The following is a 16,678-nucleotide window of genomic DNA, read 5'->3' as shown; positions in this document are numbered from 1 at the left end:
ATCCCTTGTTTTAGCTTTTTTCTCGACATGCGAGAGGGTCTTGAGAATTGCTGCCTGCCTCCGCTCCAAGAGCGGCTCCCCATTCAGCAATCAACTCAGCCAGTATTGCCAAGCTAGAAAGATTCTTCAAATTTCTAGGTAAGTATCTTTTACAGATAGTGTTTTATCAATAACTCCGCTATCTGCAGAGCATTCAGCGCGGCGCCTTTTCGTACATTATCAGACGCAATCCACAAATTGAGTTGCCTTGGATCGCTGACGCCATGGCGAACCCGCCCGACATAGAGCTGATCCTGCCCCACCGCATCGCCCACTGCAGTCGGGTAATCACCCGCCTCCACCAGCTCGATACCCTGCGCAGCTTCGAGCAACTGCTGCACGGCGGCAAGGTCGATCTCCGCATCTGCCTGCACACCCAGTGCCAGGCTGTCGCCAAAGAATACCGGCGCCAGGGCGCACGTCGCAGCCACTGGAAGGGCATCCATGCCCAATAGTTGCTGAACCTCCACGGCAAGGCGTCTTTCCAGCTGCGAATGCCCCTGCTCGTCGACTTCACCGACCTGCGCCAGGAGGTTGAAGGCGACCTGTCGATCCACCGTCCTGGGCTCCAGAGGGCGCGCATTGAGCAGCTCGGCTGTCTGCCGCGCCAACTCCTGCACGCCGCTGCGCCCCAGCGTGGATATCGACAGCATGGCCGTCAACTGTAGCCGCTGTGGTTGCAGCGCAGGCTTCAAGGCCGCCAGCACCAGGGCACAGGCGACCGCAGAAGGGGTCGGCGCACTGACGCACCAGGGCTTGCTCAACGCCGGCAGCCCCTCGACGCCCAGCTCGGGCAGCACGCAAGGTGCCTGCTCCAGTGGCAACGCCGCGCTCAGATCGATCAATGAACAGCCGGCCGCCAACACACGCTCATGGCAGGCGCGCGTCACCTCCACGCCGGCGGCGAAGAATGCCAATTGCACCTGAGAGAAATCGAAGGCCTCGAGCGACCGGACCCGTACCTGGCGGCCACGAAAGGAAAGGCTCTGCCCTGCCGACTCGCTGCTGGCCAGAAGGTGCAGATCCTGCACCGGAAACTCACGCTCTTCGAGCAATTCGACCAGCGCTTCACCGACATTGCCGGTGGCACCGATCAGGGCGACATTGATGGACTGACTCATGGACGAACCTGTGACGCATAGGGAGCGGCACTGTAACTGCGCGCCCCAGACCCAGGCAATCGGCTTTCGTGCCCCATAAAAGACAAAGCCCCTCTGCCGAAGCAGAGGGGCCTTGCTTGCCTGCGGAGGACAGCCTGGCGCTTAGCGCTCAAGCAGGATGCGCAGCATGCGCCGCAGCGGCTCGGCGGCGCCCCACAGCAGCTGGTCGCCGACGGTGAAGGCGCCCAGGTACTGCGAGCCCATGTTGAGCTTGCGCAGGCGACCGACCGGCACGCTCAGGGTACCGGTAACGGCAGTCGGGCCGAGGTCGCGGATGGAGTCTTCGCGGTGGTTCGGCACCAGCTTGACCCAGGGGTTGTGCTGGCTGATCAGGCCTTCGATGTCGGCCATCGGCACATCCTTGTTCAGCTTGATGGTCAGCGCCTGGCTGTGGCAACGCATGGCCCCGATGCGCACGCAGATGCCATCGACCGGGATCGGGCTCTTGAAGCGGCCGAGGATCTTGTTGGTTTCGGCCTGGGCCTTCCATTCCTCACGGCTCTGCCCGTTGGGCAGCTCCTTGTCGATGTAGGGGATCAGGCTGCCGGCCAGCGGCACGCCGAAGTTGTCCACCGGGAAGGCCTCGCCGCGCATGGCTTCGGCCACCTTGCGGTCGATGTCGAGAATGGCGCTGGCCGGATCGGCCAGTTCATCGGCGACGGCACCGTTGATCGCGCCCATCTGCTTGATCAGCTCGCGCATGTTCTGCGCACCGGCACCCGAGGCCGCCTGGTAGGTCATGGCGCTCATCCACTCCACCAGACCGGCTTCGTACAGACCGCCGAGGGCCATCAGCATCAGGCTGACGGTGCAGTTGCCGCCGATGTAGTTCTTGGTGCCGGCGTCCAGCGCCTGGTCGATCACCTTGCGGTTGACCGGGTCGAGCACGATCACCGCACCGTCATCCATGCGCAGCGACGAGGCGGCATCGATCCAGTAGCCCTGCCAGCCGGCTTCACGCAGCTTGGGGAAGACCTCGTTGGTGTAGTCGCCGCCCTGGCAGGTCAGGATCACGTCCAGGCCTTTCAGGTCTTCGATGCTGTAGGCGTCCTTCAGCGGGGCAATGTCCTTGCCAATGGCAGGACCCTGGCCACCGACATTGGAGGTGGTGAAGAACACCGGCTCGATCAGGTCGAAGTCCCGCTCTTCCAGCATGCGCTGCATGAGCACGGAACCGACCATGCCACGCCAACCGATCAGACCTACACGTTTCATAACGACTACACCTATATAAACAGCCCGCCGGACCCACCCCGGCGCAGCCGTGGAAGATTACAGACTACGCAGCGCTTCGACTACTGCATCACCCATCGCAGCGGTACCGACCTTGGTCTTGCCCTCGGACCAGATGTCGCCGGTACGCAGGCCCTGATCCAGCACCAGGCTCACCGCCTTTTCGATGGCATCGGCGGCAGCGACCTGGCCGAAGCTGTAACGCAGCATCATGGACACCGAGAGAATGGTGGCCAGCGGGTTGGCGATGCCCTTGCCGGCGATGTCCGGCGCAGAGCCGTGGCACGGCTCGTACATGCCCTTGTTGTTGGCATCCAGGGATGCCGACGGCAGCATGCCGATGGAGCCGGTAAGCATCGAAGCTTCGTCGGACAAAATGTCACCAAACATGTTGTCGGTGACGATCACGTCGAACTGCTTGGGTGCACGTACCAGCTGCATGGCGGCGTTGTCGACGTACATGTGGCTCAGCTCGACGTCCGGATAGTCCTTGGCCACTTCCTCGACCACCGCGCGCCACAGCTGACTGGAGGCCAGGACGTTGGCCTTGTCCACCGAGCACAGCTTCTTGCCGCGCACGCGGGCCATGTCGAAGCCGACCTTGGCAATACGGCGGATCTCGCTCTCGCTGTACGGCAGGGTGTCGTAGGCCATGCGCTCGCCGTTTTCCAGCACCTTGCTCTCGCGCGGCTGGCCGAAGTAGATGCCGCCGGTCAGCTCACGCACGATGAGGATGTCCAGGCCGGCGACCACTTCCGGCTTGAGGCTGGAGGCCTCGGCCAGTTGCGGATAGAGGATGGCCGGGCGCAGGTTGCCGAACAGGCCCAGTTGCGAACGGATCTTCAGCAGGCCGCGCTCCGGACGGATGGCCGGATCGATGGTGTCCCACTTCGGCCCGCCAACGGCGCCGAGCAACACGGCATCGGCGGCCTTGGCGCGCGCCAGGGTCTCGTCGGCCAGCGGCACGCCGTAGCGGTCGATGGCGCCGCCGCCCAGGTCATCGAAGCTCAGTTCGAAACCCAGGGCGTACTTGTCGTTGGCCAGGTTCAGCACCTTGACCGCCTCGGCCATGATTTCCGGACCGATACCGTCGCCGGGGAGAACCAGAATCTGTTTGCTCATTGCATCCTCATCAAACCGTAGGGTGCGCCGTGCGCACCGCTTAAATAGTGATTGATCAGGTGCGCACAGCGCACCCTACTGCGCGCGTTATTTGATTGCGCCGAACAGCCAGGGGCTGCTCTGCTGGTGTTTGGCTTCGAAGGCCTTGATCGCGTCCTGATCCTGCAGGGTCAGGCCGATGTCGTCCAGGCCGTTGAGCAGGCAGTGCTTGCGGAAGGCATCCACCTCGAAGCTGTACTGCACGCCATCGGGACGGGTCACGGTCTGCGCCTCGAGGTCGACGGTCAGTTGGTAGCCCTCGGTGGCCTCGGCCTGTTCGAACAGCGCATCGACCTCTTCATCCTTGAGGATGATCGGCAGCAGGCCATTCTTGAAGCTGTTGTTGAAGAAGATGTCGGCGAAGCTCGGCGCGATGATGGTACGGAAACCGTACTCTTCCAGCGCCCAGGGCGCGTGCTCACGGGAGGAACCGCAACCGAAGTTCTCGCGAGCCAGCAGCACGCTGGCGCCCTGGTAGCGCGGGAAATTGAGCACGAAATCCTTGTTGATCGGGCGCTTGGAGTTGTCCTGATTCGGCTGGCCGACATCCAGGTAGCGCCACTCGTCGAACAGGTTGGGGCCGAAGCCGGTACGCTTGATCGACTTCAAGAACTGCTTGGGAATGATCTGATCGGTGTCGACGTTGGCACGATCGAGCGGGCAGACCAGGCCGGTGTGTTGGGTAAAGGCTTTCATCATCTAACTCCTCAGGCCTGGATCAATTCGCGAACGTCGATGAAACGGCCGGTCACCGCCGCCGCGGCAGCCATGGCCGGGCTGACCAGGTGGGTACGGCCGCCGGCGCCCTGACGGCCTTCGAAGTTGCGGTTGGAGGTGGAGGCGCAATGCTCACCGCTGCCCAGCTTGTCCGGGTTCATCGCCAGGCACATGGAGCAGCCCGGCTCACGCCATTCGAAACCGGCCTCGATAAAGATCTTGTCCAGCCCTTCCGCCTCCGCCTGCGCCTTGACCAGGCCGGAGCCCGGCACTACCAGCGCCTGCTTGACGGTGCTGGCGACCTTGCGCCCCTTGGCCACCTCGGCGGCAGCGCGCAGGTCCTCGATACGCGAATTGGTGCAGGAGCCGATAAAGACGCGATCCAGACGAATATCGGTGATCGGCTGGTTGGCGGTCAGGCCCATGTACTTGAGTGCACGGGTGATCGAATCCTTCTTCACCGGGTCGGCTTCCACGGCCGGATCCGGCACGTTCTGGTCAACGGCCAGGACCATTTCCGGCGAGGTGCCCCAGCTGACCTGCGGCTTGATGTCTTCGGCCTTGAGTTCCACCACGATGTCGAACACCGCATCGGCGTCGGACACCAGGTTCTGCCACTGCGCCACGGCCTTGTCCCAGTCGCTGCCCTTGGGCGCGAACGGACGGTCCTTGACGTAGGCGATGGTCTTCTCGTCCACCGCCACCAGGCCCACACGTGCACCGGCCTCGATGGACATGTTGCAGATGGTCATGCGCCCTTCCAGCGACAGGTCGCGAATCGCGCTGCCGGCAAATTCCAGCGCATGGCCGTTACCGCCGGCAGTGCCGATCTTGCCGATCACGGCCAACACGATGTCCTTGGCGGTGACGCCGAACGGCAGCTTGCCTTCGACGCGCACCTGCATGTTCTTCATCTTCTTGGCCACCAGACACTGGGTGGCGAGCACGTGCTCGACCTCGGAGGTGCCGATGCCGTGGGCCAGCGCGCCGAAGGCGCCATGGGTGGAGGTGTGCGAGTCGCCGCAGACCACGGTCATGCCCGGCAGCGTGGCGCCCTGCTCCGGCCCGACCACGTGAACGATGCCCTGACGCACATCGTTCATCTTGAACTCGAGGATGCCGAAGTCATCGCAGTTCTCGTCCAGGGTCTGCACCTGGATACGCGAGACTTCGTCGGCAATGGCTTCGAGGCCGCCCTGGCGCTCGGCCTTGGTGGTCGGCACGTTGTGATCGGGGGTGGCGATGTTGGCATCGATGCGCCATGGCTTGCGCCCGGCCAGGCGCAGCCCTTCGAAAGCCTGCGGCGAGGTCACTTCGTGGAGGATGTGACGATCGATGTAGATCAACGAGGAACCGTCGTCGCGACGTTTCACTTCGTGCATTTCCCAGAGCTTGTCGTAGAGCGTCTTGCCGGCCATCAGCTTTACCTCATCAGCGTGTTTCTATGCCTGGGCGAAAAGGCCCTTTGGCTTATGGGGTGAAATGCTATGATCGCGAGACGAATAACTCAAATTCATATTTTTCATCCAGAGGATTCCATAAAGGAATCCATAAAAACTACCGACCGCAGGCATAAGCACAGGATCCGCCGGTGGCCTGCATCCTCAAGCCCGGAGCCGCTCTTATGGATCTCGCCAACCTCAACGCCTTTATCGCCATTGCCGAAACCGGCAGCTTTTCCGAAGCCGGTGAGCGCCTGCACCTGACCCAACCGGCCGTGAGCAAGCGTATCGCCGGCCTGGAGCAGCAGCTGGGCGTGCGCCTGTTCGATCGCCTCGGTCGCGAGATCGGTCTGACCCAGGCCGGACGCGCCCTGCTGCCCCGCGCCTACCAGATACTCAACGTGCTGGACGACACGCGCCGGGCGCTGACCAACCTGTCCGGCGAGGTCAGCGGCCGTCTGACCCTGGCCACCAGTCACCACATCGGCCTGCATCGCCTCCCTGCCCTGCTGCGCGCCTTCACCCGCGCCCACCCGCAGGTGGCGCTGGACATCCAGTTCCTCGATTCGGAAGTGGCCTATGAAGAAGTGCTGCATGGTCGCGCCGAACTGGCGGTGATCACCCTCGCCCCGGAAACCCGCGAACCGATTCGTGCCGTGGCGGTATGGGACGACCCGCTGGATTTCGTTGCCGCCCCTGAGCACCCGCTGGCGCGCAGCCAGGCGATCGACCTGGCCGACGTGGCGCAGCATCCCGCGGTGTTTCCCGGCGGCAACACCTTCACCCATCACATCGTGCAGCGCCTGTTCGAAGCTGAGGGCCTGACGCCGAACATCGCCATGAGCACCAACTACCTGGAAACCATCAAGATGATGGTGTCCATCGGTCTGGCCTGGAGCGTGCTGCCGCGCACCATGCTCGACGAGCAGGTCGCGCGCCTGCCGCTCCCCGGTATTCAGCTGACCCGTCAGCTGGGCTACATCCTGCATACCGAACGCACGTTGTCCAATGCGGCGCGGGCGTTCATGGATCTGCTCGACAGCCAGCGGGACGACCTTGCATAAGCGGCCGGCATCAGACTAACGTGGCGCTATAACGATAAACAGTGTCTACATGCCGTTAACGCCCGCCCCGCGCATCGCGCATTCCGGAGAAAGGTTCGGCCATGGCCAGATCGACTGACCAGACCCCGCCCCTGCCACACATACCGGCGATGGACCCCGCCGAATTCGAGCAAACCTGGCAAGACGCGCCGCGCTTGCTGGCCGCGCTGAACGGCGCCCATCTCGGTACCTGGTACTGGGACATCCGCAGCGGCCAGGTGAACTGGTCGCGCGGCGCCCAGGCGTTGTTCGGCCTCGACCCCAACCGCCCGGTAACGCGGGAACTGCATTACATCGAACTGATCCCTGAAGAGGAACGCGCCGAGGTTCTGGCCACCTTCAACGCCATCCTCAAGGGCGAACAGATTTCCAATGCCCTGCGCCACCGCATCCGCTGGCCCGATGGCAGCCTGCACTGGCTGGAGATCACCGGCAGCCTGCAGCACGAGGCCGACGGAAGGCCGCGAATGTTCGGCGTGATTCGCGACATCAGCGCCCAGCAGGAGCGCGCCGAGGCCCTGCGCGCCTCCGAGGAGCGCTTCGCCAGCCTGTTCCGCCTGAGCCCCGACATCATGATGCTGGTGCACTACGAGAGCAGCGAGATCATCGAGGTCAACCAGCATTTCACCCACGCGTTCGGCTGGAGCGCCAGCGACATCATTGGCCGCCCTACCCACGAACTGAATCTGTGGGTGCACGCCAGCCAGCGCGATTACCTGCGCCAGCAGGCACCGCTAAGCCGCGAACCGGTGATCCAGGACGTGCAGCTGCGCACCCGCGACGGCGCCATTCTCGACGGCGTACTGTCGAGCCAGTACATCGAACTGCAGGGCGAGCGCCTGATGCTCTGCACCTTTCTCGACACCAGCGAACGCAAACGCGCGGAAAATGCGCTGCGCGCCAGCGAGGAAAAGTTCGCCAAGGCCTTCATGCACACGCCGGACGCGGTGGCCATCACCGATCGCGAGACTGGCCGCTTCATCGAGGTCAATCCGAGCTTCGAGCGGCAATTTGGCTGGAGCTCCGCCGAGGCCATCGGCCGTACATCCCTGGAGCTGGGCATCTGGGCCGACCCCAGCGACCGCCAGCGCATGCTCGAAGCGGCACAAAACGGCGGCCTGGACAACCTCGAGGTGCGCCTGTTCAGCCGCGACGGCAGCGTGACCAGCAACCTGCTGTTCGGTGGCGAAATCGAACTCAACGGTAGCCACTGCCTGGTACTCACGGTGCGCAACATCACCGAACAGCGGGCCCAGGAACAGGCCCTCAACGAAAGCAAGCAGCGCCTGCGCCTTGCCCTGGAGTCCGCCGATCTCGGCACCTGGGACTGGCACATCCCCAGCAGCCGACTGATCGCCAGTGCGCGGGCAGCGCAACTGCAAGGCCTGCAAGCGGAGCCATTCGAAGGCGCCTTCCTCGACTTCTTCCGCCACGTACCGATGGAAGATCGCCACAGCCTGCGCCAGAACTACCAGCAACTGGTGGAAGGACGCCGCACCCACTATCAGGTCACCTACCGCGTGCAGTTGGAAAATGGTGGCCTGCGCTTTCTCGAAAGCACCGCCAAACTGCAGCTCGACGATGCCGGCCAACCGTTGCGCATGGTCGGCACGCTGGTCGACATCAGTGAACGGGTCCTGCGCGAGCAGCGTGTCAGAGCCTCCGAGGAGAAGTTCGCCAAGGCCTTTCACTCCAGCCCCGACGCCATCACCATCACCGAGCGCGATACTGCCCGCTACATCGAGGTCAACGAAGGCTTTACCCGCCTGACCGGTTATCTGCCGGAAGAGGTGGTCGGGCGCACGGCCTTCGAGATGAACATATGGGCCTTCCCGGAAGAGCGCCAGCAGTTGCTCGAACATCTGGCCGTCCACGGCCAGGTGCTGCACCTGGAAATGCATGGCAGGCACCGCAACGGCGAAATCCGCCTGGTGGACGTTTCCGTACAGCCCATCGAACTCGATGGCGTGCCCTGCCTGCTGCTGACTGCGCGTGACATCAGCGAACTCAAGCAGGCCCAGGCCCAGGTTCGACACCTGGCCTATCACGATGCCCTGACCAACCTGCCCAATCGCGCCCTGCTGATGGATCGCCTGACCCAGCAGATTGCCCTGCTCAAACGCCATGACCTGCGTGGCGCCCTGCTGTTCCTCGACCTCGACCACTTCAAGCACATCAACGACTCGCTCGGTCATCCCGTCGGCGACTCCGTGCTGCGCCTGATCACCGCCCGTCTGGAGGCCAGCGTGCGCCTGGAAGACACCGTGGCGCGCCTGGGCGGTGACGAATTCGTGGTGCTGCTCTCCGGCCTGGAAGGCAAGCGCTCGGAAGTCACCCGTCACGTCCGCCAGGTCGCCGACAAGCTGCGCAAGCTGCTCGCCGAACCCATGCTGCTGGACGGCCATCGCCTGCAGGTGACGCCGAGCATCGGCGTCGCGCTGATTCCCGACCACGGCAACAACCCGGCGGATCTGCTCAAGCGCGCCGATATCGCCCTCTACCGCGCCAAGGATTCCGGGCGCAACGCCATCCAGCTGTTTCGCTCCACCATGCAGGACGCCGCCAGTGCCCGCCTGCGCCTGGAGAACGATCTGCGCCTGGCCCTGGCGCGCGGCGAGTTCGAACTGCACTTCCAACCCCAGGTCGACGCCCGCGACGGCCAGGTGGTCGGCGCCGAGGCCCTGCTGCGCTGGCAACACCCACAACTGGGGCCGCAGTCGCCGGCGCAATTCATTCAGGTGCTGGAGGAAAGCGGGTTGATCGTCGAAGTCGGTGGCTGGGTGCTGGCCGAGGCCTGCCACTTCTGCTCCCGGCTGCTGGCTGACGGCCTTGTAGATGGCGAGCGTTTCAGCCTGTGCGTCAACATAAGCCCCCGGCAGTTTCGCCAGCACGATTTCGTCGAACGAGTCGCCAGCAGCCTGCGCGACAGCCAGCTGCCCAACGCCATGCTCAAGCTGGAAATCACCGAGGGCATCGTCATCCAGAACATCGATGACACCGTGGGCAAGATGCTGCGCCTGAAAAAGCATGGCGTCAGCTTCGCCATGGACGATTTCGGCACCGGCTACAGCTCGCTGACCTACCTCAAGCGCCTGCCGGTGGACATGCTGAAGATCGACCAGTCGTTCGTGCGCGACGCGACCAACGACCCCAACGATGCCGAGATCATCCGCGCCATCGTCGCCATGGCGCGCAGTCTGGGTCTGGGCTTGATCGCCGAGGGCGTCGAACAGCAGGAACAGCTGGACTTCCTGCAGGCGCAGGGCTGCCATCTGTATCAGGGTTATCTGTTCAGCAAGCCGGTGCCGCAGGATGCCTTTCGCGAGCTACTGGACAGGCCGCGCCCTTAGGGCACCCCGAGTCCGCGGTGCGCACGGCGCACCCTACGCGAGCAGCGGCGGCCAGATTGCCCCTGAAACGAAGAAGGCGCCCCGCAGGGCGCCTTCTTCATCGGCCATCAGTTCAGTTTTCCAGCGCAGGACGCTGGCTGCCGATGGGAATGCGCTTGGCCTTGGCCTCTTCCGGCACGATGCGCTCCAGCTCGACATGGAGCAGGCCGTTGACCAGATTGGCACCCTTGACCTCGATATGGTCGGCCAGGCGGAAGGACAGCTTGAACGCGCGCTGAGCGATGCCCTGATGCAGGTAGCTGATGCTCTCGGCGCTGCGATCGCGCTTGTTGCCGACTACGGTCAGCACGCCACGCTCGACCTGCAGTTCCAAGTCGTCTTCCTCGAAGCCGGCAGCCGCGACCACGATGCGGTAGTGGTCTTCGCCATGCTTCTCGACGTTATAGGGCGGGTAGGAACTGCCGGCGTCGTTGCTGCGCAGGGCAGATTCGAAAAGATCGTTGAAACGGTCGAAACCGACGGACTGGCGGAACAGAGGGGCCAGGGACAGTACGTTGCTCATGAGTGTTCTCCTGAATTCTTCAGCAAGGTTCATATCGCGGAACCCGACTTCGGCATCCCGCAGTCGGTAATCTGAGGTCGGTCAGAAGAATTTCAAGGCATGCTTTATCTGCGCACGCAAGAATAAGGATGGCGTAGGAGCGAGCTCTGCTCGCGAACGCACTTTCGCGAGCAGAGCTCGCTCCTACGCCGTGGGTGCAGCCAGCAAGCGGTCGATACGCTCGCAATCCTGCTCGCGGCGCACCTCGGCAAACAGCGCGACGGCTTCCGGATAGGTACGCGTAAGCATCGCCAGCCACTGCTTCAGTCGCCCCGGCGCGTAGCGTGGCGCCAGCTTGCGGCGTGCCTGCTGCCAGAAATCGAGCAGCAGCGGCTGCAGTTCGGCCCAGCTCATTTCCTCGGGCTCCGCCCCCGCCCTGACCGCCGCGATCTGCCGCGCCAGCCCCGGGCGCGATACCAGGCCACGCCCCAGCATGATGTCGTCCACACCGCTGATCTCGCGACAGCGGCGCCAATCGTCCAGCGTCCATACCTCGCCATTGGCGAACACCGGGACCTCGACCACCTCCTGCACCCGCGCCACCCACTCCCAGTGCGCCGGCGGCTTGTAGCCCTCGACCTTGGTGCGTGCATGCACGACGATCTGGCTCGCGCCGCCTTCGGCCAGCGCCCGCGCGCAGTCCAGCGCGCCCTCCTTGCCCTCGAAGCCCAGGCGCATCTTCGCCGTCACCGGAATCTCGGCCGGTACCGTGCGCCGCACCTCACGGACGATGGCGTGCAACAGCTCCGGCTCCTTGAGCAGCACCGCGCCGCCACGCGACTTGTTCACCGTCTTGGCCGGGCAACCGAAGTTGAGATCGATCACCGGGGCGCCGAGCGTACAGGCATAGGCGGCGTTGTCGGCCAGGCATTGCGGGTCGGAGCCGAGAAACTGTACGCGCATCGGCGTACCGGCCCGGGTGCGTGAGCCGTTGAACAGCTCGGGCGCCAGCTTGTGGTAGGTGGCCGCGGGCAACAGCCGCTCGCTCACGCGAATGAACTCGGTGACGCACCAGTCGATGCCACCGATGCGGGTCAGCACGTCGCGCAGAATCTCGTCGACCAGCCCCTCCATGGGCGCCAGGGCGATTTGCATGAGGTAGTCCGGAAAAATGGGGCGCACAGTTTAGGTTCTGCACGAAAAGCCGTCGAGCACAGGTCAGGCGAGGCGAAAGACGCTAACCAGGCGCAACGTGCAAGCCGCACATGAGCATGACGAAGCGGCCCTCGATGACACGTCACCGCACCCGAAACACTGGGGGTCGCGCGCAACGCGCAAGATGGGCCACACTGATGGACCACCAAACAGGAGGCTCGCCATGCGTAATCTCACGCTGATCGTTCTGGGTATCTGCTGCCTGAGCGTGCAGGCCGGTGACGAGCTGCCCCGAGGTGTCCAGCTGATGCCGGCAGCCCCGGCGGCCGAGGCGCCGGCGCGGCTGATCTTCAGCCGCGACAGCAACGCACCGAACGCCTGCGACGTGGAGCTCTATGTCAACCAGCAGGTGGTGGCGAAACTCGGCCCTGGCGAGCGCACCAGCCTGGACCTGCCCAGCGGCGAGCTGAGCGTTGCCGTGGCCCTGTCGCCCGATGGCTATTGCGCCGGTCGTGGGCCTGAGGCCGCGCAATCGGTGCTGCTGCGCCCCGGAGAAACTCGCCAGTTCGCCATCATGGTCGAGCCGCAGCAGGTGTTTCTCGCGCCGCTGATCGACTGAGCCTGATTACAGCTCCAGCGGGTAAGGCGGGATCAGTGCCTTGCCATAGCCTTCGACGAACTCTGCCGGCATGCGCTTGGGGCGGCCGCTGGACAGTTCGATGCAGACGAAGGTGGTCTTGGCCCTGAGCAGCGTCAGCCCATCCTCGGGGCGCACCAGCTGGAAACGTCGATCCATCTTCAGGCGCTGATCGGACTCGACGATCCAGGTCCCCATCTGCAGCTGCTGCCCTTCATAGGCACTGGCCAGATAATCGATCTCGTGACGCACCACGGCCATGGCCCGATCCAGACGGCGATACTCGACCAGATCCAGCCCCAGGAATTGCGAATGACGCCAGGCACAGCGCTCCAGCCAACTGACGTACACCGCATTGTTGGCATGGCCGAGACCGTCGATGTCTTCTGCCGTCACTTCGATATCGATGACGAAGGGGCCGGGCAGCTCCCAGTTCATGGCTGTACCTCCAGATTGTGCAGCCGGCATGCGCACGCGCGGCGAGCTGAGTGTTGCAATTCGAGAGTCTGGCCAGCCGCGTCGCCGGCCGACCGATCAGGAGCCGCATGATACGCCGCAGCGCCATTTCATGCAGTGTCGAGCTTTCTTCGTCTCATGGCGACGCGCCATAATGCGGCACTCGCCCGAGAGCCCGAGAACGAGCAATTGACTGCCATCCTGCGCCTACTGATCCTTCTGCTGCTGCCTGCACTGGCCGGGGCAGAGAGCCTGCCGCTGCCGATCGGCCAGACGCAGATAATGCCCGGGCCCTACATGTACGTCTGGCAAGACCCGAGCGGCCAGGCCAGCTTCGCCGATGTCCGCGCCCTGCCCGACTCCGCCTGGCAGGCTGTGGCTCGGCGCGATGCCAGCTTCGGTTACGGCGGCAGCGCCTACTGGCTGCGCCTTGACGTGCACAACCCGCACAGTCGCTCGCTGGGCTGGGTGCTGCTGGTCGGCAATCCCCTGCTCGATCAGCTGGACGCCTACGGCCTGGACGGCGAGCGGATCTACCGCGCAGGCGACCAGCGCCCCTTCGACTGGCGCTGGGTCGAGCACCGCCAACTGGTGCTCCCACTGCAGGTGGACACCGGTGAGCAGCGACGCATCTGGCTGCGCATGCAGACCGACGGCTCGGCCAACCTAAGCGCCAGTCTGATGACCCGCGAGGCCTTCGACCATCAGGAGCAACGCAGCCTGCTGCTGCAGGGACTGTTCTTCGGCGCCCTGATCGCGATGCTGATCTACAACCTGACCATCTTCTGCATCACCCGTGACCGCAACTACTTCTGGTACAGCCTGTTCGTCGCCAGCTTCAGCCTCTACCAGTTCATCCAGCTCGGCTTCGCCCTGCAATGGCTGTGGCCCGACGCCCTGACCTGGCACCAGCTCAGCTTCCCGCTCAGCTCGGCCCTGGCCACGCTGTTCGGCATTCAGTTCACCTATGGCGTGCTGGAGCTGGACAAGGCCGCAAGACCCTATCGCTGGACCACTCACATACTCAAGGCGTGCGCCTGGCTGGTACTCGGCATGGCGCTGTTCGGGCCCTACACGCCCGCACTGATCGGCAGCTTCGCGCTGGTAGTCGCCTGCGCCGTGGCCGCCTTCGTCATCACCCTGCTGCGCTGGCGCAGCGGCTACGCGGCCGCCCGCCTGTTCGCCCTGGGCTGGTTCGTGCTGATCGCCGCCAGCCTGGCCAGCATCCTCAGCGGCACCGGTGTGCTGCCCTATTCACTACTGACGCTGCACGCCCAGCAGATCGGCGGCCTGATCGAGATGACGGTGTTTTCCATCGCCCTTGCCGCTCGCATCCGCCAGGCTCAGGAGGCCGAACGCCTGGCGCAGGCCAAACTGATCGAGCAGGAGCGCCGCCTGCGCAGCGAGCAGGCCAAGCACCTGGCGCTGCAGACACAGATCAGCGAGAGCCTGGAACAGCGGGTGCAGGAGCGCACCGCGACCCTGCAGGACACCCTGCAGCAACTTTCCAGCGCCAACCTGCGCCTGGCCGAGCTGAATCGCCGCGACGGCCTTACCGGCCTGTTCAACCGCCAGACCCTCAGCGAGGAGCTGGCGCGCGCCTGCGCCCGCGCCGAACGAAGCCGGCAGTCGCTGGCAATCCTGATGATGGACCTGGACCACTTCAAGCAGGTCAACGACCGCTATGGCCACCTGGCCGGCGACGCCTGCCTGCGCCATGCAGCCGAGCGCATCCAGCAACGCCTGCGCAGCAGCGACCTGCTGGCGCGCTTCGGCGGCGAGGAGTTCGTCGCCCTGCTCGACAATACCGACCATACCGGCGCACTCGACCTGGCCGAACAGTTGCGCGAAGACATCGCCCGAAATCCCTGTCTGTACCAGCAGCATTCGATACCGCTGAGCCTGAGCATCGGCCTGCACGCCGGCGTACCGCATGACCCGAGCTGTGGCGAGCACTGGCTCGAGCTGGCCGATCGCGCCCTGTATCGCGCCAAGGCAGGCGGCCGCAACCAGGTCGTCAGCTACGAAGCCAACGCCTTCGACGGCGCCTGACGCACCTCGCCAAGCAGCCCCAGCACCGCCTGCAGAAGCAGCGGATCGCCCAGCACCCGCTGATGCCCGCCGGCCGGCAAACGCAGCAACTGGCTGTCGAACCAGGCGCCGTGAATCCGCTCAGCTTCGCTCACGGGCACCACCTGATCATCCTCGGCGTGCACGACCAGACCCGGCAGCTCCAGTTGATAGCGCTGCACGTCGAGATGCGCCGCCGGAATGCCGGCAGTCCTCTCCACCTGGCGCACGAAATGCGAACGCGCCACCGCCGGCAGACCCATGAAATGGGCGAAGCCGCGCAGCATGGTGAGAATCCGACTCGGCGCCGCAATGCAGACCAGCGCCTCGGCGCGCAAGCCCATCTGCGTCGCCAGCATCGCGCTGGCGCCTCCCATCGAGTGTCCGATCACGGCCTGCAGCGGCGGCAGTTCGCTGGCCGCTTCGAGCAATGCCCGCGCGAACAGCACCACATTGGCCTCGCGGCCGGGCGAGCGCCCATGAGCCGGAGCATCCAGCGCCACGACCCCGTAACCGGCATCGACCAGGCCACGGATCAAGTAGGCGAACTGGGTCGGCCGCCCTTCCCAGCCGTGCATCAGCAGCACCGTAGGCCCGCTGCCCCAGCGCAGGGCGGACAGGCCGAAACGCAAGGTGATGCGCTCGGCGCTGGCCAGCAGCGGCAGCTCCCAGTCCCGCGGGGGCAGATTGCGCGGCGTCATGAAACGCTCGCGCAGACGACTGGCGACCATTTGCGGAGCGACCCTGCCCAGGGTGGCATTGACGCCACGTACCCATGTCATCTGGTTCATCACCTTCTCCTTCGAGCCTGATTCACACCACTGCCGACTTGGCAGCACGCAACACACGGTCGGACAGCTCACCAGGGCCCAACGCCCGGGCCAGAGCCAGACCACCGACCATCAGCGCCAGGTCAGCCAGCGCCGCATTCGACTCTTCCGGCGCACTGCTCATCTGCGCCACCATCAATTCAATGTGTTCGGCCAGAGCCTGACGAAAGCCGTCCGGCATGCGTGCGATTTCCGCCAGCGAGCTGGGCAGCGGACAACAGGCTTCAGGCGTGTCGCGATGCCGACGCGACAGGTAGAACGCCGCCATCAGAGCTCTGCGCTCGACGCCGGCGAGTTTCGGATCGACCGCCGCCACTCCCTCGCGTCGCATGCTCAGCAACTGGCGAAAGGCCTCGAGCATCAGGGCATCCTTGCTGGGGAAATGGGCATAGAAGCCCCCCACCGTCAGCCCTGCAGCGGCCATCACCTCCGCAACCGCGGGATCGCTGGGGCCGCGCTCTGCAAGCACGCGCTGCGCAGCAGCGAGAATGCGTTTGCGGGTTTGAATCTTGCCGTCGCTCATGGCCAAGCCCCTTCATATGATGGACACAATATTACGACCATCATATTAATTTGCAAGTTGCCGCCGCGACCGCTGGTCCGCCAGCAACGCGACAGCGCACAGACCCTGAGACAGACAAGGCAGAAACAAAAAGGGGCCGCCTCTGAAGAGGCAGCCCCTGGGTTCCGCAAATGCGGCAAGAAAATTGGCGTCCCCTAGGGGACTCGAACCCCTGTTACCGCCGTGAAAGGGCGGTGTCCTAGGCCACTAGACGAAGGGGAC

At 64.4% G+C, this 16,678-nt stretch carries 14 protein-coding genes and 1 tRNA gene; 4 read left to right on the top strand and 11 right to left on the bottom strand.

Annotated elements, in window-relative coordinates:
• Window positions 1-149: 149 nt before the first annotated feature.
• The 5 genes from BLS61_RS04980 to leuC form a co-directional block, all read right to left on the bottom strand.
• The gene (locus BLS61_RS04980; RefSeq protein WP_090428202.1) at window positions 150-1,160 is read right to left on the bottom strand and encodes an aspartate-semialdehyde dehydrogenase; all 1,011 of its coding nucleotides are present in this window, start codon (window positions 1,158-1,160) and stop codon (window positions 150-152) included.
• Window positions 1,161-1,301: 141 nt separating this feature from the next.
• On the bottom strand, window positions 1,302-2,414 hold the full coding sequence (gene asd, locus BLS61_RS04975; protein WP_012018946.1) for an aspartate-semialdehyde dehydrogenase: 1,113 nt from the start codon (window positions 2,412-2,414) through the stop codon (window positions 1,302-1,304).
• Between the two features lie 57 nt (window positions 2,415-2,471).
• The gene (leuB, locus tag BLS61_RS04970) at window positions 2,472-3,554 is read right to left on the bottom strand and encodes a 3-isopropylmalate dehydrogenase (RefSeq protein WP_090428200.1); all 1,083 of its coding nucleotides are present in this window, start codon (window positions 3,552-3,554) and stop codon (window positions 2,472-2,474) included.
• Window positions 3,555-3,641: 87 nt separating this feature from the next.
• Window positions 3,642-4,289 (bottom strand): 3-isopropylmalate dehydratase small subunit, encoded by a 648-nt coding sequence (leuD, locus tag BLS61_RS04965; protein ID WP_090428197.1) that lies wholly within the window; start codon window positions 4,287-4,289, stop codon window positions 3,642-3,644.
• Between the two features lie 11 nt (window positions 4,290-4,300).
• A complete protein-coding gene (gene leuC / locus BLS61_RS04960) occupies window positions 4,301-5,728 on the bottom strand; it encodes a 3-isopropylmalate dehydratase large subunit (RefSeq protein ID WP_090428194.1) in 1,428 nt (475 codons plus the stop codon).
• 206 nt (window positions 5,729-5,934) lie between these two features.
• On the opposite strand from leuC, the gene BLS61_RS04955 reads away from it, so the two are divergent.
• Window positions 5,935-6,816, top strand: coding sequence for a LysR family transcriptional regulator (locus tag BLS61_RS04955; protein WP_090428191.1), 882 nt, complete (start codon window positions 5,935-5,937; stop codon window positions 6,814-6,816).
• Between the two features lie 101 nt (window positions 6,817-6,917).
• Window positions 6,918-10,205: a sensor domain-containing protein gene (locus BLS61_RS04950; RefSeq protein ID WP_090428189.1), complete on the top strand. Its 3,288-nt coding sequence runs from the start codon at window positions 6,918-6,920 to the stop codon at window positions 10,203-10,205.
• Between the two features lie 112 nt (window positions 10,206-10,317).
• Here the strand turns inward: BLS61_RS04950 and BLS61_RS04945 are convergent, their stop codons facing one another.
• Both BLS61_RS04945 and BLS61_RS04940 read right to left on the bottom strand, forming a co-directional pair.
• Entirely contained in the window at window positions 10,318-10,767 is a 450-nt protein-coding gene (locus tag BLS61_RS04945; protein ID WP_024307861.1) for an Hsp20 family protein, read from the bottom strand.
• Window positions 10,768-10,950: 183 nt separating this feature from the next.
• The gene (locus BLS61_RS04940) at window positions 10,951-11,901 is read right to left on the bottom strand and encodes a tRNA dihydrouridine synthase (protein ID WP_090428186.1); all 951 of its coding nucleotides are present in this window, start codon (window positions 11,899-11,901) and stop codon (window positions 10,951-10,953) included.
• A gap of 223 nt (window positions 11,902-12,124) precedes the next feature.
• On the opposite strand from BLS61_RS04940, the gene BLS61_RS04935 reads away from it, so the two are divergent.
• On the top strand, window positions 12,125-12,520 hold the full coding sequence (locus tag BLS61_RS04935; RefSeq protein WP_090428182.1) for a hypothetical protein: 396 nt from the start codon (window positions 12,125-12,127) through the stop codon (window positions 12,518-12,520).
• A gap of 6 nt (window positions 12,521-12,526) precedes the next feature.
• Here the strand turns inward: BLS61_RS04935 and BLS61_RS04930 are convergent, their stop codons facing one another.
• Window positions 12,527-12,976 (bottom strand): acyl-CoA thioesterase, encoded by a 450-nt coding sequence (locus BLS61_RS04930; RefSeq protein WP_090428179.1) that lies wholly within the window; start codon window positions 12,974-12,976, stop codon window positions 12,527-12,529.
• Between the two features lie 156 nt (window positions 12,977-13,132).
• Between BLS61_RS04930 and BLS61_RS04925 the strand changes: the two genes are divergently transcribed.
• On the top strand, window positions 13,133-15,046 hold the full coding sequence (locus BLS61_RS04925) for a sensor domain-containing diguanylate cyclase (protein ID WP_208598772.1): 1,914 nt from the start codon (window positions 13,133-13,135) through the stop codon (window positions 15,044-15,046).
• Here BLS61_RS04925 and BLS61_RS04920 read toward each other — a convergent pair.
• From BLS61_RS04920 to BLS61_RS04910, 3 genes are all read right to left on the bottom strand, one after another.
• Window positions 15,016-15,855: an alpha/beta hydrolase gene (locus tag BLS61_RS04920; protein WP_090428173.1), complete on the bottom strand. Its 840-nt coding sequence runs from the start codon at window positions 15,853-15,855 to the stop codon at window positions 15,016-15,018. The two genes, BLS61_RS04925 and BLS61_RS04920, sit on opposite strands and share 31 nt — an antisense overlap.
• Before the next feature lie 22 nt (window positions 15,856-15,877).
• Entirely contained in the window at window positions 15,878-16,417 is a 540-nt protein-coding gene (locus BLS61_RS04915) for a TetR/AcrR family transcriptional regulator (RefSeq protein ID WP_090428169.1), read from the bottom strand.
• Between the two features lie 185 nt (window positions 16,418-16,602).
• Window positions 16,603-16,678, bottom strand: a tRNA-Glu gene (locus BLS61_RS04910).

The sequence above is a fragment of the Ectopseudomonas guguanensis genome (assembly GCF_900104265.1).
Taxonomy (GTDB): domain Bacteria; phylum Pseudomonadota; class Gammaproteobacteria; order Pseudomonadales; family Pseudomonadaceae; genus Aquipseudomonas; species Aquipseudomonas guguanensis.
The sequence above is the reverse complement of the archived record's forward strand: the minus strand, read 5'-3'. Positions and strand labels throughout refer to the sequence as shown.